Origin of the sequence: Planktothrix tepida PCC 9214 (genome assembly GCF_900009145.1) — a bacterium.
GTDB lineage: Bacteria > Cyanobacteriota > Cyanobacteriia > Cyanobacteriales > Microcoleaceae > Planktothrix > Planktothrix tepida.
The window spans coordinates 798898-820662 of the sequence record NZ_LN889782.1; the positions used below are offsets into that span (position 1 = coordinate 798898).

Sequence of the window (21765 nt, forward strand, 5' to 3'; positions counted from 1 at the left end):
GGTACTGTACACCACTGGTACAGAGCAAAACCCTCATCCCTGACTTAAAACCAACCCCTCATCCTGGCACTGACCCATGACCGTTATTGAGACTTCCTTAACTTCCCACCTGCCCTTAGTGTTTGATGTGTTGGTTGTGGGTACAGGAGCGGCGGGATTATATACCGCCCTTTGTTTACCTGAACACTTGAAGATTGGCTTAGTGAGTAAAGATGCTCTACCCCTATCAGCGAGTGATTGGGCGCAGGGAGGAATTGCTGCTGCTATTTCAAGCGATGACTCTCCCACCCTGCATTTAGAAGATACCTTAAAAGCTGGGGCTGGGTTATGTGAAGTAGAGGCTGTTCAATTTCTAGTGAATCATGCGCCAAAATGTATTCATCGGTTAGTAGAATTAGGCGTAGCCTTTGATCGGCATCAAAGCCAGTTAGCCCTCACCTTAGAAGCAGCCCATTCCCGTCATCGAGTTTTGCACGCCGCCGATACAACTGGACGGGCTGTGATTACAACCTTAACTGAACGAGTCTTAGAACGACCTAATATTAAAATTATTTCTCCCGCCTTCGCCTTAGATTTATGGATGGATACCGACGGCCAACGCTGCCAAGGCATCAGTTTGATTCACAATCATCAGATTTATCGGGTGAAAGCAAAGGCTGTAATCTTAGCCACGGGGGGAGGAGGCCAAGTTTTTGCCCACACCACAAACCCAGAAGTGAGTACCGGGGATGGGGTGGCTATTGCTTGGAGAGCCGGAGCATTACTGAGAGATTTAGAGTTTTTCCAATTCCACCCAACGGCGTTAACCCAACCGGGAGCGCCGCGATTTTTAATTAGTGAAGCCGTCCGAGGAGAAGGGGCCCACTTAATTGATAGCCAAGGTCGGCGGTTTGTCTTTGATTATGATAGCCGGGGAGAATTAGCGCCCAGAGATGTGGTCAGTCGGGCTATTTTTAACCATTTGCAACAGTTACGTCAACAACCGGGAAATCATGGAGAACAAGTTTGGTTAGATTTACGGTCTATTCCCCCGGACAAAATCCGCTATCGCTTTCCGAATATTATTCAAGTTTGTCAACAGTGGGGCATTGATATTTTAAATCAACCCATTCCTGTGACCCCAGCAGCCCACTATTGGATGGGGGGTATTGTGACGGATACTCAAGGTCAAACTTCTATCCCTGGACTTTATGCAGTGGGTGAAACAGCCAGTACCGGAGTGCATGGTGCGAATCGTTTAGCCAGCAATTCTTTGCTAGAATGTTTAGTGTTTGGTGCTCAACTAGCATCTATTGACTTTCGTAACCTTCCGACAACGAAGGAAAAATTTGATTCAACTTTAGAAATCAAGCCAGTGATTTTGAGTGACTCCCACTGGGAGGAACACTATGCTAGAATTAAAACAATTCGATCCCACTTGCCCCATGTCCTATGGCAAAGTGCTGGGATTTGTCGCCAGTCTGATCACTTGGAGGAGGGTTTAACTCAGGTGAAAGCATGGTCTGAAGAATTTTTAGCTTTACCCATCAGCCAATTATTATCTCGTGTACATCCGAGTGATTCGAGTCATTGGGAATTAGTGGGCATTAAGGCACATGATTTAAAACAATGGGGAGAAACTCGTAACTTACTCAGCATTGGCGAGTTAATTTTGAAGAGTGCAGCGTTTCGCCTTGAAAGTCGTGGGGGTCATTATCGACAAGATTACCCACAGTCAGACCCAAGCTGGCAAGTTCATACTTTAATTCAAGAAAATCAAATTTGGAAATCACCACCGGTTCCCGATTAAGTTCGTGAGCCAGAACCATCGCCATCTGGGGGTTTTCCCGTTTTAGGAGGAACATACTCACAAATTAAATCTGAGGGAACCCAAAAATGATGAAATTGAGAAAGATTAAGCGGGTTGGCTGGCCCAAACTTAAGGATGAGAGCAAAAAGCAAGGCAACACTTAAGGGCAAACAGCAAACCCCTGCCAATATTTTGAGTGTTAGGCTAGAAACCACAATCGTTTTACCCCCTAATTAAACCTTTAATCTTTCAACCAGGGCAGCCAACGATAACAAAACTGCCTTAATGGTTCAAGTATATCAATTATATTCCGTATTTACACTGAGTATTCTGGGAGAGTTTTTGACAATCAGCCCTATTCCCCCTGATATAAAGTCTATGATTAAAAATCATTACAATAATTATAAAATATTTTTATAATTTAACATAAAACCGTCAGGGAAATTCTCTGTAGATATACAGTTGGAGTTAGCTTAGAGATTCGCAAACTCATACAAATTTTTTCCACTGCTCTTGGCTCGATACATGGCAGTATCTGCTAACTTAATCAGGGTTTCGAGATCTTGAGTATCCGTTGGATAAAAACTAATCCCTATACTGGTGGTAATGGAGAGATGATGTCCTTCTAAGACAGTTTCTTGAGTAATCGTATCAAGGATTTTTTGGGCGACTCTCGCCGCATCAGACTTACTGGGAATTCCAGGAAGAATAACAGTAAACTCATCTCCTCCTAAACGGGAGACGGTATCACTTCCCCGTAAACACCCTTTGAGTCGGTTCGCAACGGTTTTGAGCAGTAAGTCTCCAATATGATGTCCCTGATTATCGTTGACATCCTTAAAGTCGTTTAAGTCCAAAAATAACAGTGCTACCAAACGATTTTGACTTTCGGCCCATTCTAAGGATTGGCTTAAGCGTTCATTAAATAAGGTACGGTTGGGAAGTCCCGTTAAAGGGTCATGTTCGGCGGAAACTCGCAGTTCAGCATTTGAGCGCTTTAGTTCGGCGGCAATTTGTTTTAAATTATCTTCTAACAATTTGCGTTCTGTAATATCCCGAATCACCCCCACTAAAAATAAATTTCCTGCCGCATCTCGGTGTAGCGATCGCTTCGTCGCAATATAATGAGTAATACCGTGAGCATCGGTTAATTGTTCTTCATTTTCCTGTTCCCAAGTGGTATGAAATGCCAGTTCATCTTGTTGGCGGAAGAGTTCTGCTTCATATTTGGGAAAAAGTTCTTCATCACTTTTCTCCATTAATACATTTAAAGGATAACCCACAAATTTACAATAAGCTTGATTCAAGACCAGCTTTTCATGATCTTTATTCTTAACAAAAATGGGGTCAGGAATCGTATTAATAATACTTTGTAAAAATTCCGTAGAGCGTTTTAACTGTCCTTGTAAATGAGCAAAATGGGCAATAATCACCCCCGCAGACCCCACTAAAGCTAGATTAGCAGGAATCACAGGAATCCACCAACCCCCTAGAAAAGCCAGGTAAGTAGCTCCCGTTATCCCGATAGTCATTAAAATAATTAAACCCACAGAACGACGAGGGGATTGCAATTTCCAACTTAAGGCTGCACCCACCCAAGACCACCCGAAAATCCACAGCCATTCTAACGGTTCCGGCCAAACTTTAATTAACGTTCGACCGTCTAAAACAGAACTGATAATTTGACTAATTAATTGAGCTTGCAATTCTACCCCATAAATGGGTGCGGAGGCTTTAAAAACCCCATCACTATAGGACGTTAATTCAAAATCTTTAATACTAGCCGCCTTAGAACCAATAATTACAATCCGATTTTTAATCACATCAGGAGAGACACGATTTTCTAAAATATCTCGCATGGGAATACTGGGAAAAGTTCCCGATGGCCCTCGGAGGTTGACTAAAAATTGATAACCTCTATCATTAGCTCTGATGTAAGAGCCATCGTTAGGTTTAAACCGATTAAATACCGTATTTTTTAGTTTTAACTCATTAGAGTCTGGAGAATAAGACTCTTCTTTAATGCCTTGATATTTGAGATAAATTAAAGCCAACTTCAACGCAAAACTGGTGTGAGTTTGTCCATCTTCAGTATCACTATATAATAAACCTCTTCGGACTTTCCCATCAGCATCTCGTGCTAAATTATTAAAACCAATTTCTTTTTTATCTTTTAAAATTTCAGGAGGGCGAACTCCATCTTTTCGGTCAGTTTCTAATAATTCAATTCCAATTAAATTAGGAATTGTTTTAAAAGCTTTTTCTAATTCTGCTTGTCCGGGTTCGATGGGTAAATCTCGATAAATATCTAAACCAATAGCTCTGGGTTTAGCTGCATTAACTTTTTCTAAAAGTTGAGCAAGAATCCCATCAGAAGTGGGAAATCCATATTTTTGTAAATCTTGTTCATCAATGCCAATAATGACAATTCGCTCATCAACAGGTTCTAGGGGACGCCAACGAAAATATTGATCAAACAGAGCCCATTCTGAGGGTTGTAATACGCCTAAAAATCGAATCAGAAGCACAACTCCTGCCACACTAGAAGAAGTGGCTAAGACTCGACCTTCATGAGATAACCACCGTTTTAGAGCCGGGACAACTTGACGACGAGAACCCTTAAATCTCTTCAACATCTAATGAAACCATCCTGTTTCTGTATTGTATTAAAGTTAATGCCCATTCACCCCAATTTCAGGGTAATCTATTTACAATTAAAACTAAAATTAAACCTGGGAGTCTGTTAGATGTTGACTTCATCTGGTGAATCAACATTAACCTAACGCCTCCGTCTAAGAAGATGCGATGTAGAAAAGACACAGAACGAATTCGTCCCACAAGTTTTAAGTGATCAACCGTTATCAATATTTTAGATAGGGATAGGTTTTGAAATCTATCCCTGGTCTGCCAGATCCCGATTAACAACCTACCCAACTCGATGCTTAATCTTGATCAAAACTTAAAGTTTTGTTGTCCCTGATAATTTGATAATTCAGCTAATTTTCTTAACGGTTGAATTCCGGGGTAAAATTCCCCTTTAATTTCCCACGTTGGGAACCCTTTAATCCCCACTTCTTGGCAAAGTTGGGTTTGAGGATTTTTACCGTTAGCATCACATTCCACATAATTAATGATAGCAAACGCTTCCTTGCCAAATAGTTGCTTTTGATCATAACAGTGGGGACACCAATAAGCTCCATACTCCTTCGCGCCGATTTGGGTTAAGTGACGAGCTAAGGCAATTTCTGCGGGCCCTGATGTCGTCGTAATGGCTAACCCGACTTTTCCTTGACTCTCATCCGCAGAAGCAGGGAGATTGGCAACATTAACACTATTGTATAAACCTAGGGCTACAATTCCTGTAATCATGGCGACCCCCAAACCGGATAACCAAAGCTGACCCACATCCTCCCAGGTCTGGCCAATTAGGTTTAGAACAAATAGACTGACACAGAAAAGGGCTGAAGCAATACAGTAGGGACAAATCGCTTGAATTTTAAAAAAGAGCAGATACATTAAGTAACTGCTAAAACACACCATTGCGGTGGTGACGAGGAATAGCCCAAACCCGGTCTGAGTTTCCAACTTCTGGCGACGGGATTTTTGAGTGACCGGGTTGACGCTGAGAGGAGCAAGGGCTAGAAGCAGAACAGTTGTATAAGCTACAAGTCCAAACAAGGTTAGGGGTAAACCCAAGACAGTTGCATAAGGACTATTGAGCACTTCATTACAACCGGAAGTGGGACAAACCGCCGTCCCTCCCATCAGCTTAATTGCGGTTAAATAAATATTTTCGATCACACCCACAATTGCAATAACCGCAATAATCCTGCGTGACCAAAGATGAATCCAAGGAGTAGAACGTCCGCGCATAAATTCAGTTATCAGTTGTCAGTCATCAGTAATCAGTGTAAGAGCTAATCCGTGATCGGTAATACAGACGTACCCAGACACGTCTACCCTATGATCTTACTGATTACTGATGACTGGTGTTGGGCTGTCTTTCGTCCAAGGGGAAGAGGAAGCATGAGCCTCTAAACTGCGCCGAGTGGTTTCAACAAACTGACTGACTCGACTCGGATCAATGGGTTGATGAATGCGTCCATGGCGTTTCAGAGAACTGGACACAATTACGCCATCGGCTGCTTGCATTAGGGTTCCCACATTTTCCCAACTTGCACCACTGCCAATAAAAACTGGGGTTCCCATCGCAGCAGCACTAGCGAGTTCTAAGTCTTCTAAACTGGGGGGACTTCCGGTAGACCAACCCGAAAGAATCACCCCATCAGCTAAGGCCCGTTCAATGGTTTCTTGGACAGCCGTAGTTAAGTTAGGAGATCCTAAAGGGCGACCATGTTTAACTAAAACATCCGCTAAGATTTTGACATCGCAGCCTAATTCTCGCCGATAGCGTAAAAGCTTATGGGCGTGACCTTCAATAATGCCTTGATCTGTCGCCATGACCCCGTTCAATACATTCACGCGGATAAACTGAGCACCTGCACAGGCTGCAATCGCTAAGGAGCTTTGAGCATCATTCCGCAGGACGTTAATCCCAATCGGCAGCGTTACTAAGTTCATAATTCGCTGCACAATTAAGGTCATGGCACTGACAACGGCCGGGTCAACTTGATCTTTGGCAAAGGGGGCATCAAAAAAATTTTCAACGATAATGCCATTGACCCCGCCTGAAGCGAGAGCCGTTGCTTCCTGTTCAGCCCGGTCAATGACCGTTTTGAGATTCCCTCCCCAACGGGGAGAGGTCGGTAAAGGCAACAGGTGTACAACACCGATGATAGGATTTGGAGTTTTAAAGATTTGATCTAAGTCCACAGATTTACCTATGACCCCCAAAATTTTGCAGCTTTACCTCTATGCAGAGTACAAGCAGAGGATGGTGAGTCTCAAAATGAATAAAGACAGTACATTTTAGAATTCTATCTTAAACCGAGCAAGAGGACTCCCGCTACACCCTTCGGGTTAATGGGAGATCAATTGCGCGAGACAAAAATAAAACCCGGACACAAGAAATACAGTTTACATAACTTGATGGTTTGTGTAGATTATGTTAACTTAAGCAAAGCATTAACACAAGGTCGAACAAATGCTAACTTTAACTTACGAATACAAGCTAATACCAGATGAGCAGCAAATTGAGCTAATAGAACATACCTTAAACCTTTGCCGTTCTGTTTGGAATTATGCACTGAGAGAACGTAAAGATTGGTTAGCTTCTCGAAAATCACCAGTTAATGCTTGTTCACTCTTAACGGAATATATTATCCCGGCTGATACTCCCTACCCTAATTATCACAATCAGGCTAAAGCATTAACAGAAGCTAAAAAAACTAATGAAATACTTAAATCAGTAAATGCTCAAGTCTTGCAACAGGTTTTAAGAACTTTAGACCGAGCTTTTGCGGATATGCAATCTCAAGGATTAGGTTTTCCCCGCTTCAAAAATAGATACAGGATGCGCTCTTATGTCTATCCTCAAATGCTTAAAGATTGTTTTAAAGGTAATCTAATTAAGTTACCTCAATTGGGATGGGTAAAGTTGAGAAAGTCTAGGGAAATACCCGAAGGCTTTGAAATCAAACAAGCCCGAATTGTCAGGAAAGCATCGGGTTATTTTCTGATGCTTTCAATGCAATTAGATGTTAATATCCCTGATGTTCCGTTTCACGGACATCCATTAGGTATTGACTTAGGCTTAGATAAATTTCTAGCGACTTCTGATGGGGAATTTGTGAAAAGACCCCGATTCTTAAATCAACTACACCGTAAGCTGAAATTGCTACAACGTAGATTAAAAAATAAGCAAAAAGGATCTAATAATCGCCACAAGTTAAATCAAAAGATAGCTAGATTACATCAACAGATTTCTGAGACTCGTAAGGATTGGCATTTTAAATTAGCTCATCACCTTTGTGACCAAGCTCAATCAATCTTTATTGAAGAGATTGATTTTCGGTCATGGGGACGAGGGATGCTGTCTAAACATTGTCTGGATGCTGGTTTTGGACAATTTGTAACGATTCTCAAATGGGTCGGGTGGAAACGAGATGTATTTGTCGCAGAAGTTGACAAAAATTACACTTCTCAAATCTGCCCGAATTGTGGTTTACATACAGGCAAAAAGACTCTTGATGTTAGAGAACACCATTGTCCTGAATGTGGTTACAAAACCCATCGAGATGTAGCAGCAGCACAGGTGATCAGAAATCGTGGGATAGAAAATACGGTAGGGCATATCGGATCAGAAAATGCCTGTGGAGATGGTCTGACGGGGGTAGTAATACCTAGTCAAGAATCTGTGAAGCAGGAAATCTTAAATGTGAGTTTAAGAATCCCCCGTTACACTGTGTAGCGGTTAACGGCGGAGTGTGTCAACGTTAAAGTGTGGAGGTAGAGGGGTGAAAATTGCCCTAGTTCTGTTGAGCGTTCTGTTTGGGATTTTAATTTTAGTTGAGATCAGTCTACGGATTGGTTTTGGGTTCGGTTCTCCGGTGCTTTACTTAGCGGATACGGAAATTGGTTATTTATTGGCCCCGAATCAACAAACCCGTCGTTATGGCAACCGCATTGAAATTAATCAGTATTCGATGCGAAGTGCCGCGATTACTCCCATCCCTTCCCCGGAAACCCGGCGAGTTCTACTCTTGGGGGACTCCTTAGTGAATGGGGGATGGTGGACAGACCAATCTCAAACCCTGTCGGCGTTGATTCGCCAACAACTGCAAGCCCGGATGGGAAACCGGGACAATTGGGAAGTTTTGAATATCGCTGCCAATTCCTGGGGGCCACCGAATCAACTCGCCTATTTACAACGGTTTGGAACCTTTGGGTCAGAGGTGATTGTTTTGTTGCTCAATAGCGATGATTTATTTACTCAGCCCCCAAATTCTGGGGTTGTAGGACGTGATCGCAACTATCCCCATACAAAACCGCCTTTAGCGTTAGTGGAAGTGTTTAACCGCTATTTAAAACGGTCTGAACCTATTCCTCCAGCTAAACAACCTCAACCCTCTGATCCTGTCGCCTATAATTTAGAGAAAATCCAAAAAATTCAGGCGATCGCGACTCAAAATCACGCTAATTTTATATTAGCTATGACACCGTTATTACGAGAAGTTGGAGAACCAGGGTCACGGGATTATGAAATTAAAGCTCGTCAACGATTTAAACAGTTAATCCAAGATAAAAATTGGATTTATATGGATTTTTTACCGTTATTTAAAGAAACTGCACAACCCCAAAGTTTGTATCGAGATCATATCCACCTCAGTCCTTCAGGCAATCAATTCGTTAGTGAAATTATCAGTTATCAGTTAACAGTTAACAGTTCTCAGTGAAAGAATCAGTTATTAACTCTTAACTCTTAACTGATGACTGATAACTGATGACTGATAACTGATTCGGTTTCTGCTAAATTCCAAGCTTTACCATCTAAAGCCATTTGTTCAATTAAACTGGCTAAACGTAACGCTTTTAAAGCTTGCTCTCCGCCAACGGAAGGTTGATTTCCACCCCGAACACAACTCACAAAATGTTCTAATTCTGCGTGTAGGGGTTCAATATTACTGGTATAAACTTTTTCAATTAATCCATCTTGACGATAAAGAACTTGACCATAATCCGTGATATAATTCGCAGTTGTTTGCCGATGAATTAAAATTTCATTATTGAGAAAATCAGCTTCTGTTAAAGAATTTTTGCAATGGGCAACAATAGAACGTAATTTGCGGTGGGTGACTTTACTACTAATTAAAGTAGCGACAACGCCATTTGAAAAACCCAGGGTAGCTGTGACATAATCTAAATAGCCAGAGTCGGAAGCGCGGCTGCCACTAGCTGTTAATTTAACAACGGAAGCGTTCACCAAATCCAACATTAAATCAATATCATGAATCATTAAGTCTAAAACCACCGAAACATCATTGGCTCGGTTAGAATAGGGACTCATGCGACGCGCTTCTAAGGCTAAAACTTCTTCCGTTTTTAAGACTTTACTGAATTCTTGAAAAGCCGGATTAAACCGTTCAATATGACCGACTTGTAAAATCCGTTGATAATCCGCCGCCGCATTCACTAATAATTCCGCTTCGCTAATACTCGCAGCAATGGGTTTTTCAATCAAAACATGAACCCCTGCTTGTAAGCAAGCCATCCCCACAGGATAGTGTAAGCGAGTTGGAACCGCAATACACACGGCATCTACCAAAGCCAAAAGATCTCGATAATCTTCAAAAAATCGAACGCGGTACTTGCTTGCAGTATCAAGTCCTCGTTCAACATTAACATCAGCAACTCCAACAAGTTCCACGTCTTTGAGCATACTCAAGACACGGGTATGATGCTGGCCCATATTACCGACCCCAATCACACCAACTCGGATAGGGTCAGGATGATGTCTCCCAGTTATAGCAGTCGAATATCCGACGGGCATCCTATTTTGCACTCCTCGATTCTCTTCCACTCCAGAAATTCTAGCCGAGTGGCTATTCTCTGGATGTAAATCCATCCAGATACTATCACAGCCTTCGGTTTTGTAAAGAAATTTTAAATAGGTATTTGTTGGGGGTTGATGGTTAAGGGTTGAAAGAAGAGTTCGTAAGCTGTGACTGTCTTTAGCCATTTCGGGGTATAGGCTTGAAATTACGCCGTTTCAGCCTACGGAAAATCAGGCTTTTTCCTTAAAGTGATAAAATGAGGAATAATAACAAGTTTGTTTTTAATGTTTAATTACCCCTATCTCCTGATTCTTTGATATGCTTGAATCATTTGTTGAGCGATCGCATCCCAACGATAATGATTTAAAGCATAATTTTGAGCATTTAAACCCCTGCGTTGACACTCTTGAGGGTTCGTTAATGCGGTTGCAATTAAAATTGAGATCTCATCAATGGTTCCATTTCCTACCCAACCTGCTTCGGCTTCTTCTACATCTTCCCAAATATAAATTCCTTTAGAAATGACCACCGGAGTTCCAACTGCCATGGCTTCAGCTACTGCAATGCCAAAATTTTCATAATAAGAAGGTAATACAAATAAATCGGCTATTGTTAATAATGCAGTTTTATTTTCTCCTGTAACAAACCCTGGAATAATCGTTTTTGGGGCTAAAGAAGATTGTTGAATTTGTTGTTTAATTTTAGTTTCATATTCAGGATCTTGAGGATTAGAACCTGCTAAAATAAACTGAAAGTCTAATCCGCTTGCTAAAACTTTTTCTAAAGCGGGAATTAAAATATCCAGTCCTTTCTTGGGTTCAATTCGAGATAAAAATAAAATAATCGGAACATTGGGCTTGATTTTTAAATGGGATAAAATGGCTTGAGGCGTTTGGGTTAATTGGGGTAATGTTACTCCTAATGGAATGATTAAATCGTTGGTTTTGACTCCAAAGCGTTCAGAGATTCTGGCTTCTTCATGACTGGTAAAATGGATAGCAGACGCTCCCGCAATATTAGGACGTTCTAATATTGCTGCATATAGTTTTTTTAACTGTTTTTTCTTGTTTAAATCAGCCGGATCTAAGGTTCCTAATGGTCGTAAAATATACGGTAATTTTTGAGAACGAGCAACCGTCGCTGCTGCTGAACTGATGGGAGAAAATAAGGCATGAATATGGGCTAAATCATATTCGGAAGCGTGTGTTTTTAACCAGGTTAATAAATCTAAAGAAAATTTATATCGACGAAAGGGAGAACAGGGAAAATAGCGAACTTGATAGCCATTTTCATTGACGGGTTGATCTAAGGGAACATCTAAGGGTGCTTGACCGCTATCTCCGTTTACATTTGTGGTTAAAACGGTGACATCAACTCCCAGTTTAGCTAATGCAGCAGAAAGACCCCGTACCATTTGACTAGGGCCACCATAAACTAAAGAAATTGAAGGAATAATTTGTAAAATCTTCATCGGTGGGTGTGGGTTGAGGGTTGATTTTTGGTGCATCCGCTTGGGCGGGAGAACCCCGCCCCTACGCACGCTACATTTTAACTCTATTAATGTTTAGGATTTTTATGGGTTTCTGTTGGTTTGGGGGGGTTTTTGGTGCGTGCGCGTTGATGGAACACCCTACGCTTAACTGATGATTGCGATCGCATCGGGAATTTCTTTTTCTACTCTTCGTAACCGAGGCATTCGATAGGCGATGAGGGCTGCCATAATATTGAGAATGCCAATTAACATAAATAATAACCCAATTCCTCGTCCTGCACCCACTCCGATAATTTTGCCAATAGTATCGGCTAACAGTCCATCGGGTTCCATCATCGGTTCTAAAACGCGATCTGCTAAAGGCCCAACGCTGATATGAGATAAAATTAAAAGCGATCGCTCAACAACACTTTGTAATGAAAAGATGCGTCCTTGTAATTCAAAGGGAACTTTAGATTGCCAAATGGTATGATTACTACTGACAATAAAAGGACGAGCAAATAAATAGCCAAACCCTCCAATTCCTGCCAAAATAACTGAAGGTTTAAACCCTCCTAAACACAGGCATAAACCCTGTAAACCCACTAACCATAAAATTGCTTTCATGCGGTTTTTGGGGCCACCCCAAACACTAACAGCAATGCTTCCGAGGAGCATTCCGCAACCGCTAATAGATAGAATTAATCCTAAATCTTTACTCGTGGCAAAACTTAATACTAACGGCCAGAATAAAATAGCAAGCATTCCTTCTGTAAAGTAAGTTATTGCAAAAAAGCTTAATAATTTTCTTAACCCCGGACGGATTAGAATATAATTCCAGGCAGAACGGGTTTCTTTCCACAGTTGTTGAAAGTTGAACGGTTGTCGTTGAGAAATTGAATGCTCTACTTTGGGAAAACGAACTAATAATAGTATTATGAACCCAAAAATAAAGGTTCCTGAATCAATGATTAAAATTGAACCGATGCCAATACTGCTAACTAAAATTCCAGCAATTGTTGGGCCAGAAATTTTAGCGATCGCCCTAGAAACTTGAACCATGCCATTAGCCCGACTCAACTCATTCATAGGAACAAGTTGAGGAATTGAAGCCATATAAGCGGGCCATTGGAACGCACCGCAAATGGAACTAACGGACACAGCAACGTAAATATGCCAAACTTCTAAACGCTGAGAAAATACCAACCCCATCAAAATTAATGTTCCGATGACCGAAATAATATCGTTGAGGATCATTGCCCCTCGACGACTAAAACGGTCTACTACCGCCCCTGCGAGGGGGGAAATTAACAGGTTTGGCAGATGAATAAAAACGGAAATTAGGGCAAACTGGGTAATGGAACCTGTGGTTTGATAAACCCAAACCCCCAAGGCAAATTCTGTTAAGCTGGAACCAAATAGAGAAACAATTTGTCCCAACCAAACCAGCAAAAAAGTTGGCATACGCTCTTTGTCCCGCAGTTTCATCTGTAATCGCTTGCTTATATTAAGTATTGTAAACACAGTTTGTCAATCTGTATCTAGCTTTTGGCTTGTTCATTCTGGTATATTGAAATCAAATCAGCTAGGTTTTAATTAAAGTGATCTATTTAGAAAGAGGCGCAAACCACTATTATCAGATTATTTAATTGTTATATCAATCCAGATTTTTAATTAATGAGTATGACTTATTTTTGAGTTATATTTTATACTTTAATAACTTATTGATATGCCCAATACATTATTCTTGGTTAATCAGCTTAGAAAACTATTTTTAAGTCAAGATGTAAAAGATTTTAACATAGGTTTACCTCAAAAACTTCTGGATATTGAAGATAAAAATAGATCCAACTTATTTTGTTGGAGAGGGCAGTTTTCCCCTCAGTTAATTGAAAATATCATGCTTGCCTATACGCCGAAAAACGCTATTATTTTTGATCCATTTATAGGCAGTGGAACTGTTCTATATACAGCAGGATGTTTAGGCTTAAAAGCATTAGGTTTTGAACTTAATCCAGCAGCTTGGATTTTAAGCAGAACCTATCAACTAATTAATTTAAAACGAGAGGAACGAGAAAAGATTATTGCCTCGATCAATCAAAAATTAGAGAATCTATTTTCAATATCTAGCTTTTTTGAGAGCCAATATTATCAACCCATACCAATAGACAAGTTTGAAAAAAAAATAAAATTTCTTTATGAAAACTTAGAAGGAGAGGAGAGCATTATTGTAGATACCTTAGTCATTCTATTAGATATCTCAGACAAGAGTAATTTAATGAGAGAAAAGATTTACAAAACCTCTTCTAAACTGTATGAATTAATTCGAGATATGCCTTACTCTGAAGAAAAAATTATCAGTTTTTTAGGGGATGCACGTCAAATTCCATTAGAAGAGGATCAAATAAATTTTGTGATCACCTCTCCTCCCTACATCAATGTTTTTAATTATCATCAAAATTATCGAAATTCTGTAGAATTATTAGGATGGAACTTACTGAAAATTGCAAAGTCTGAAATTGGTTCAAATCGAGCTAACCGAGGAAATCGATTTTTGACAGTCATTCAATATTGTTTGGATTTAGTCGCTGTTCTTCAAGAACTTCAAAGAATTTGCCAAAAGGAAACACGGATTATTTTTGTAGTTGGTTATCAATCAACGGTTTTAGGTGTTCCTTTTTATAACTCAGAAATTATTATTGAATTAGTTAAACAGTCTGGAGTTTTTGAACAGGTACTTACTCAAAAGCGTAAATTTAAAAATAAGTTTGGTCAAATCATCCGAGAAGATTTATTACATCTTATTAATAAAAAAGTTTATTTATCGGTTCAAAACTGGGATACAATTGCTAGACAGGTTGCGAAAAAAGCACTCAGTCAAGGATTAGAGGTGGTTTCAGAAAAAAATAAATTTTTTCTCCAAGAGGCAATTAATAAACTTCCTGATGTGAACTCATCTCCCTATTGGTATTAATAAATCCTCGAAATGATAATAGACCTATGATTAAATTCCCAACTCCTCATTATGATAAACTGAAAGCTTGTTTGAATAATCCTCAATTACCTCCTGCTGATTTGGAAGGAGTTCAAGAATCTCTAAAACAATATCAACAATGGATAAAAGCCTTAGAATCTGTAACACCAGGTCAAGCAGATACGGTAGAAAAATTAGTGGAGGAAACTAATCGCTATCAGCGTTTTATTGAATTGGATTTAATCTTTGATAGTTCTGACAATTTTCTATATCGTCAAAAGGGACAACTAAAATTGGATAATACAATTCTTGAAGAATTTCTTCCTCAATTGATATACAGAAGTTTACAGGGAATTGATGAATCCTTTGAAATAGGGCCTAGAAATACTTTTTCTGGGTTAAGTTTTTTGTCTTCTTTGGGAAATATAGGTCAGGGAGGTGAACCGAGTTTAAGAACGAAAAACCAAGATTTTGTTTTAGGAAAAAAATTATATTTAAAAACTGCTTTTGATAGTGGATTTCACAACTATAAGCTGCTTGAATCTCATTTAGGGTATGTTTGTGCTGAATGTAAAACTAATTTAGATAAAACGATGTTTCAAGAAGCAGTGGCTACTAGCAGAGATTTAAAAATAGCTGTTCCTGCTTCTTTGTATTTTTTAGTCTGTGAATTTTTAGATATGATGCCTGTTTCTATTATTTCAACACAGATTGATGATGTATTAATTGTAAGAAAAAATAAGCGTTTACCTGCTAATATTCGTCAGCAATATAAAACACCAGAATCTCGAAAGAGATATCGCCAATCCTATGCAGATTTTCTGGACTCTTCAAAATATTATCCTGATGTATTTCAAAGAATGATTAATAAAATTCAGATTTTAATTGATGATACAGCACCAGAAATTGATAAAATTTTAAAAAGAGGACATTTTTAAATAATCTCAATTAAATTTATAGCAATCCCAAATAGGTTGTGATAATTTAAAACTGATATGAAACAGCTAGAAGTATTACCCTTGTTCCCTGTTCCCTTTTGAGCAGAAATTTTGGATACAACTCAAATAGGATTGCTATATTTAATTAAATTTATAAAAAACATCAAAAAATGGGAAATTACAACTTTAATGAATCAGGATATTATCTGATTTACTTCATCACGTTTTGTTCCCAAATCTCCACTAAATTTTTAATAACTCGATCCCAACTATAATTCCCGACGGATTTTAATCCTTGCTGTCCCATTGTTTTTCTTAATATCGGATCATCAATTAATTGTTTTAATTTTTGAGTAAAATCTTCTGGATCTTGAGGCGTATAGATTAATCCATTTTCTCCGTCTTGAACGTTCTCAACCAACCCACCCGCACGGGGAACTAACACGGGAATACCGGACGCAAATGCTTCTAATACGGTTAATCCCCTCGATTCTCGCTCAGATGTAGTAATATGAATATCGCTATTGGCATAAACTGCTGGAACTTGGTCATAAGGAACTCGACCGAGGAAGTAAACATGGCGGGTATACTTTGCTAAACCGTTGATAATTTCATCTTTCATTTGTCCATCCCCAACAATAATAAAACCGACCTTTTCTAAATCGATTTGTTTTGCTAGTTTTGCCATCGCTTTTAACGTAAAACTCCAACCCTTATCCGGCGTTAAACGACCAACAAACACTAATTTGGTTAAAGGGTCTAATTCGGGTAAATTATAATATTTTCCAAAAAAGTTATCTTCTTTTAAATTCAGGTCAAACCGTTCAGCCTCAAATCCCGCTAAATTGGAATAAACCGCATTTTTAATTCCCATTTGGGGAGCAATTTTATAGGTGATTTTGCTGGTAAATAAAGTGATATCATAACTATTATAAATCCAAGCAAAAATGCGTCTGAAAATTTCTTGGATAATTTCAACGGCAAATTTAGGTAAAGGAATATAATCTTCTGCGTAGGATAGAAACCAAGTTCTAAAAAAGGCAATACAAGGAATTTTAGCTTTTTTAGCATAATCAATTCCAGCCCGTCTAAAAAATCCAAAGAATAGCCGTTCAGGTTCATCAACATGGATAATATCAGGCTGAAATTGTTCTAATTCTTTTAAGACAATCGAATAGGATTGAATTGAAGGATTACGCTCAAAATCAATTCCTAAAAACGATGTACTGGGTATATTACAAACCCGCACACCCGGTAAAATATTTCCCGTATACTCTCGCCAATTGGGGTAAATGCTTTCAATGGTGCTATAGTCGGGACAGAAAAATAACACTTCATGTCCCCACTGACTTAACCGTTGTAGTCGCATCATGGCACTGACTGTAACACCATCAATAACCGGAAGAAAACCAGAGGAAATAATTGCAATTTTCATTTAAACTGTACTGGGTTTAATCAAAATCTCGATATGAACAATTTTTCCAGTTTAGTCGATTTACTGCGCGATCGCGCCGAATCTCAACCGGATCAACTGGCTTATCGGTTTTTAGCCGATGGGGAAACCGAGTCAGGAACCTTAACGTATCAGCAGTTACATCAACAAGCAATCTTGATCGCCTCTTATCTGCAATCTTTTGTATCATCGGGCGATCGCGTTTTAGTCGTTTATCCCTATAGTGCGGGCTTAGAATTTATTGCGGCGTTTTTCGGCTGTTTATATGCAGGTGTGATCGCCGTCACCGATAACCCTCCGGTATCAACCCAAGCTATTCCGAAGCTACAAACCCGTTTAGAATCTTCTCAATGTCGGGCGATTTTAAGTACAGAAACATTAATTCAACAGATACAAACCCAATTCTCCGTAGAGACGCGCCATGGCGCGTCTCTACGTTGGGTGGGGACTGATCGCCTTTTTTCCCAAAACCTCGCTACACAATGGAAAGAACCGCAAATTAACGGGGATACAATCGCTTTTTTACAATATACTTCCGGTTCAACGGGGACTCCAAAAGGAGTTATGGTCACTCATCAAAATGTTATCCATAATTCCGAGATTATTTATAAAGCCTTTGGACATAACCCCAATAGTCGAGGATTAATTTGGCTTCCCCTGTTTCATGATATGGGATTAATTGGAGGGATAATTCAACCCTTATATGGAAGATTTCCCGTTACCTTAATGTCCCCTATTTCCTTAGTGCAGAAACCCTTTCGTTGGTTAGAAGCAGTTTCTGAATATCAAGCCACCACAAGTGGCGGGCCAAATTTTGCCTATGATTTAGTCTGTCGGACAGCAACTCCAGAAAAGTTAGAAAAGTTAGATTTAAGTTCCTGGGATGTGGCTTTTTCCGGTGCTGAACCTGTCCGCTTGGAAACCCTCAAACGATTTGCAGAAATTTTTGGCCCCTGTGGGTTCAAAGCCGAAGCCTTTTACCCCTGTTACGGAATGGCCGAAACTACCCTATTTATTTCCGGTGGAAACAAACACCAAACCCCCAAAAGTCTCTGGGTCGATGCAGCCGCCTTAGAACAAAATCAAGTGATTATTCAACCATCAACAAAAACCCGATCTCTCGTCAGTTGTGGCTTTCCTTGGTTGGGAGATGAGGTCATTATTGTTGATCCTGAACAGTTAACACGACGAGATGACGATCAAGTTGGTGAAATCTTGGTATCAGGAAAGGGTGTGGGTTTGGGATATTGGGGAAAACCAGAAGATACGGAAACCACCTTTAAGGTTTATGTCGATGGACAAGGCCCCTATTTACGCACAGGAGATTTAGGGTTTTTGCATGAAGGAGAATTATATATTACCGGACGCATCAAGGACATGATGATTCTGTGGGGAAGAAACCGTTATCCCCAGGAAATTGAAGCCACACTGGATACCTGTCACCCCGCCATTCGTCCGGGTCATAGTGCGGCGTTTTCCATTGAAACGGAAATTGGAGAACAGTTAATTATTGCATCTGAAATTGAACGGCGTTACCTGCGGAACTTGAACATTGAAGAAGTGGTCAATGCTATTCGTCAAGCCGTCGCCGAACAGAATACCGTTGATATTTTTGCCATTGTATTATTGAAAACCACGACCATTCCTAAAACCACCAGTGGTAAAATTCAACGTCGTGCTTGTCGAACTAAATTCCTAGAAGGCAGTTTAGATATTGTTGGACAATGGCAATTAAATTCAGAATCCAGTCAATTAACAGAACTAGCCAATCGTTCTTAAAGGTTAACCGTAGGGTGCGTAAGCTTCATCGCACGCACCAAAAACCTTTATTTCCTATCCCTCAAATTAATATGAAACAAGAAAAAATATCAGAAAAAATTAGGTATTTTCTGTTGTATAAAATTGGAGCAAAAATATTATGGACATTTGAAAAATTAATCCCTGAATATTCATTAATTGAAGATACCGCTTTTTTTGAACCTACTCAATTTCCGTGGTCAAAAGAGTTAGAAGCCAATTGGCATTTAATTCGCCAAGAGTTAGAGCAAATTCTGAAAGTTCAAGAACAACTACCAAATTTTCAAGATATTTCCCCTGATCAAGGGTATAGTACCACTCAAGATAATTTATGGAAAACCTATTTTTTCTATGGCTATGGAATTAAAGTCGATAAAAATTGCCAACGCTGTCCAGAAACCACCCGTTTAATTGAACAAATTCCAGGGATGAAAACGGCATTTTTTTCAATTTTATTACCCGGAAAACATATTCCAGAACATCGAGGGCCGTATAAGGGAGTCATCCGTTGTTTATTAGGATTAAAAATTCCTGAACCCCGCGAAAAATGTCGAATCCGAGTAGGAGAAGAAACCCGCTATTGGGAAGAAGGCAAATGTATGATTTTTGATGATTCTTTTCCCCATGAAGCTTGGAACGAAACCGATGGTGTTAGAGTCGTTTTATTTTTAGATATTATGCGACCCTTACGGTTTCCCCTGTCGATTATTAATGAACTTTTTCTCAAATTAATTACAATGTCTCCCTTTGTTCAAGACGGTTATGCGAATCAACGGAAATGGGATGTTCGCTTAGAGCAAGTCTTTGCTGCCCAGAAGGGCGGTGTAACTCCACCCTAGAGGCGAAATTCCCCCGTCCGTAACCCCTTATCAGTTATCAACAATTGCTGATTTGTTCAAAATTTAAGAGTTAAGAAAATCCTTACTTCTTGAATAATGACTAACTACGGATGGAGGAAAACCACCCCTATAAATGATAGAATAGATAACAAAACATTACCTATTTTTTTCATGACTGGTTCATTTGATTTTTTAAAAGCGACCACTTTAATTGAACTTTTACAACATCGGGCATTCCAGCAACCGAATCAGATTGCTTATACATTTTTAGTTGATGGAGAATCGGAAACTGTTACATTGACCTATCAACAATTAAACCAAAAAGCTCAAACTATTGCGAGTAAATTACAAACTATTTGTCAACCGCAAGATCGAATTTTGTTATTGTATCAACCTGGATTAGATTATATTAGTGCGTTTTTCGGTTGTTTATATGCTGGAGTGATTGCTGTTCCCGCCTATCCCCCTCGACCCGATCGCTCCCTTCCTCGTTTACAAGCGATTATTCAAGATACAAATGCAACGATTGCTTTAACGACAGAATCCACCTTATCCAGTTTACAACGGTTTTTTCCGCAAATGTCTGATATTGCACCGTTAAATTGGTTGACAACCGATATTTTAGAAACAGAAATTGAAAATAATTGGCAACCTCCAGCAATTAATCCTCAAACTCTTGCCTTTTTACAATATACCTCCGGTTCTACCGCAACCCCCAAAGGGGTGATGATTTCTCATCAAAATTTATTGCATAATTTAGCAGCCATTTATGATCATTTTGGTCATTCCCCGGATAGTAAAGGAGTCATTTGGTTGCCTCCTTATCATGATATGGGATTAATTGGCGGCGTTTTAGAACCTCTGTTTGGTGGATTTCCAGTTATTTTAATGTCGCCTTTGATGTTTGTGCAAAATCCGTTACGCTGGTTACAAACCATTTCTCGATATCAAGGAACCACCAGTGGTGGCCCTAATTTTGCCTATGATTTATGTGTGAGGAAAGTCTTCGGGAAGGGTGGGGTTAACCCGTCGTTACAGTTAGATCATTTAGATTTAAGCAGTTGGGAAGTGGCATTTAATGGAGCAGAACCGATTAATCATAACGTGATGGAACGATTTACTCAAACTTTTGCCCCCTATGGGTTTAGGCGAGAAGCGTTTTATCCTTGTTATGGTATGGCTGAAGCAACTTTAATGATTACCGGAGGCTTAAAAACAGCAGCACCCATTTTTAAAACCGTTGATGGAATTGCCTTAAAAAATAACAAGATTATTGGCATTGATGAACCCACCGCTAACTTAACAGAAAATGCTAAAACCTTTGTCGGTTGTGGTCAATGTTTATCGGATCAAAAAGTATTGATTGTTAATCCTGAAACCTTTAATCGTTGTCAAGCTGGAGAAGTGGGGGAAATTTGGGTTTCTGGGCCGAGCGTGGGACAGGGATATTGGAATAAATCGGAAGAAACGGGAACCTTATTTAAGGCTTACTTAACAACAGGAGAAGGCCCATTTTTAAGAACAGGAGATTTAGGATTTTTAGATGCTGAAGAATTATTTATTACCGGAAGAATCAAAGACATTATTATTATTAACGGTCGCAACCATTATCCCCAAGATATTGAATGGACAGTTGAACAAAGTCACCCCTTAATTCGTCCCAGTGGAGTAGCCGGATTTTCGATTGATGTCGATGGAGAAGAACGGTTAGTCGTGGCGGTGGAGATGGAACGTCAATATTGGCAACAACTCCGTACTCAGGAAAATGGTAATGGTTCGGCTAAAACCTCAATTAAACAGCAGGTGATTCAATCCATTCGTCGGGCTATCTCTCAAAATCATGATTTACAGGTTCATACAACCGTATTATTAAAACCGGGAAGTTTACCTAAAACCTCTAGTGGTAAAATTCAACGCCATGCTTGTCGTTCTAGTTTTTTAGCCGGAAACTTGGGCGAGTAAGACGTAGGGAAGGAATAGGGAATTTTTAGGATACAGCGATCGCAGCACGCACACCCACCCCGAACAGTCATCATGGATTTAGACAGATT

General features: G+C 39.7%; 16 protein-coding genes. 8 read left to right on the forward strand and 8 right to left on the reverse strand.

What is annotated here, in order from left to right:
• Window positions 1–76 precede the first annotated feature (76 nt).
• Complete coding sequence (gene nadB, locus PL9214_RS06450; protein WP_072717983.1) at window positions 77–1789, forward strand: L-aspartate oxidase; 1713 nt, start codon at window positions 77–79, stop codon at window positions 1787–1789.
• Here the strand turns inward: nadB and PL9214_RS30485 are convergent.
• From PL9214_RS30485 to btpA, 4 genes are all read right to left on the reverse strand, one after another.
• The gene (locus tag PL9214_RS30485; RefSeq protein ID WP_139294979.1) at window positions 1786–2004 is read right to left on the reverse strand and encodes a hypothetical protein; all 219 of its coding nucleotides are present in this window, start codon (window positions 2002–2004) and stop codon (window positions 1786–1788) included. The genes nadB and PL9214_RS30485 overlap by 4 nt on opposite strands.
• 258 nt (window positions 2005–2262) lie before the next feature.
• Window positions 2263–4425: a CHASE2 domain-containing protein gene (locus tag PL9214_RS06455; protein WP_072717984.1), complete on the reverse strand. Its 2163-nt coding sequence runs from the start codon at window positions 4423–4425 to the stop codon at window positions 2263–2265.
• Window positions 4426–4741: 316 nt separating this feature from the next.
• A complete protein-coding gene (locus PL9214_RS06460; RefSeq protein ID WP_072717985.1) occupies window positions 4742–5662 on the reverse strand; it encodes a vitamin K epoxide reductase family protein in 921 nt (306 codons plus the stop codon).
• Between the two features lie 96 nt (window positions 5663–5758).
• A complete protein-coding gene (gene btpA / locus PL9214_RS06465; RefSeq protein ID WP_072717986.1) occupies window positions 5759–6622 on the reverse strand; it encodes a photosystem I biogenesis protein BtpA in 864 nt (287 codons plus the stop codon).
• Window positions 6623–6893: 271 nt separating this feature from the next.
• On the opposite strand from btpA, the gene PL9214_RS06470 reads away from it, so the two are divergent.
• Together PL9214_RS06470 and PL9214_RS06475 are read left to right on the forward strand one after the other, a co-directional pair.
• Window positions 6894–8159 carry an RNA-guided endonuclease InsQ/TnpB family protein gene (locus PL9214_RS06470; protein ID WP_072717987.1) on the forward strand — a complete coding sequence of 422 codons (1266 nt, stop codon included), beginning with the start codon at window positions 6894–6896 and terminating at the stop codon, window positions 8157–8159.
• Between the two features lie 46 nt (window positions 8160–8205).
• Window positions 8206–9144 (forward strand): SGNH/GDSL hydrolase family protein, encoded by a 939-nt coding sequence (locus PL9214_RS06475; protein ID WP_072717988.1) that lies wholly within the window; start codon window positions 8206–8208, stop codon window positions 9142–9144.
• A gap of 26 nt (window positions 9145–9170) precedes the next feature.
• Here the strand turns inward: PL9214_RS06475 and PL9214_RS06480 are convergent, their stop codons facing one another.
• The 3 genes from PL9214_RS06480 to PL9214_RS06490 all read right to left on the reverse strand — a co-directional run bounded on the left by PL9214_RS06480 (window position 9171) and on the right by PL9214_RS06490 (window position 13177).
• On the reverse strand, window positions 9171–10238 hold the full coding sequence (locus PL9214_RS06480; protein WP_072718688.1) for a Gfo/Idh/MocA family protein: 1068 nt from the start codon (window positions 10236–10238) through the stop codon (window positions 9171–9173).
• 302 nt (window positions 10239–10540) lie between these two features.
• A complete protein-coding gene (gene hpsP, locus PL9214_RS06485) occupies window positions 10541–11713 on the reverse strand; it encodes a hormogonium polysaccharide biosynthesis glycosyltransferase HpsP (RefSeq protein ID WP_072717989.1) in 1173 nt (390 codons plus the stop codon).
• 165 nt (window positions 11714–11878) lie between these two features.
• The gene (locus PL9214_RS06490; RefSeq protein ID WP_072717990.1) at window positions 11879–13177 is read right to left on the reverse strand and encodes an MFS transporter; all 1299 of its coding nucleotides are present in this window, start codon (window positions 13175–13177) and stop codon (window positions 11879–11881) included.
• A 265-nt stretch (window positions 13178–13442) separates the two neighbouring features.
• Between PL9214_RS06490 and PL9214_RS06495 the strand changes: the two genes are divergently transcribed.
• Both PL9214_RS06495 and PL9214_RS06500 read left to right on the forward strand, forming a co-directional pair.
• A complete protein-coding gene (locus PL9214_RS06495) occupies window positions 13443–14687 on the forward strand; it encodes a DNA methyltransferase (protein ID WP_072717991.1) in 1245 nt (414 codons plus the stop codon).
• A 26-nt stretch (window positions 14688–14713) separates the two neighbouring features.
• Complete coding sequence (locus PL9214_RS06500; RefSeq protein WP_072717992.1) at window positions 14714–15625, forward strand: Bpu10I family restriction endonuclease; 912 nt, start codon at window positions 14714–14716, stop codon at window positions 15623–15625.
• A 211-nt stretch (window positions 15626–15836) separates the two neighbouring features.
• Here PL9214_RS06500 and PL9214_RS06505 read toward each other — a convergent pair whose 3' ends face one another.
• Complete coding sequence (locus PL9214_RS06505) at window positions 15837–17060, reverse strand: glycosyltransferase family 4 protein (RefSeq protein ID WP_072717993.1); 1224 nt, start codon at window positions 17058–17060, stop codon at window positions 15837–15839.
• Window positions 17061–17093: 33 nt separating this feature from the next.
• On the opposite strand from PL9214_RS06505, the gene PL9214_RS06510 reads away from it, so the two are divergent.
• The 3 genes from PL9214_RS06510 (at window position 17094) to PL9214_RS06520 (ending at window position 21676) form a co-directional block, all read left to right on the forward strand.
• Window positions 17094–18857, forward strand: a complete 1764-nt coding sequence (locus tag PL9214_RS06510) for a fatty acyl-AMP ligase (protein ID WP_072717994.1) — start codon at window positions 17094–17096, stop codon at window positions 18855–18857.
• A 71-nt stretch (window positions 18858–18928) separates the two neighbouring features.
• Entirely contained in the window at window positions 18929–19714 is a 786-nt protein-coding gene (locus PL9214_RS06515; RefSeq protein WP_072718689.1) for an aspartyl/asparaginyl beta-hydroxylase domain-containing protein, read from the forward strand.
• A gap of 171 nt (window positions 19715–19885) precedes the next feature.
• Window positions 19886–21676, forward strand: coding sequence for a fatty acyl-AMP ligase (locus PL9214_RS06520; protein ID WP_072717995.1), 1791 nt, complete (start codon window positions 19886–19888; stop codon window positions 21674–21676).
• The last annotated feature ends 89 nt before the right edge of the window (window positions 21677–21765 follow it).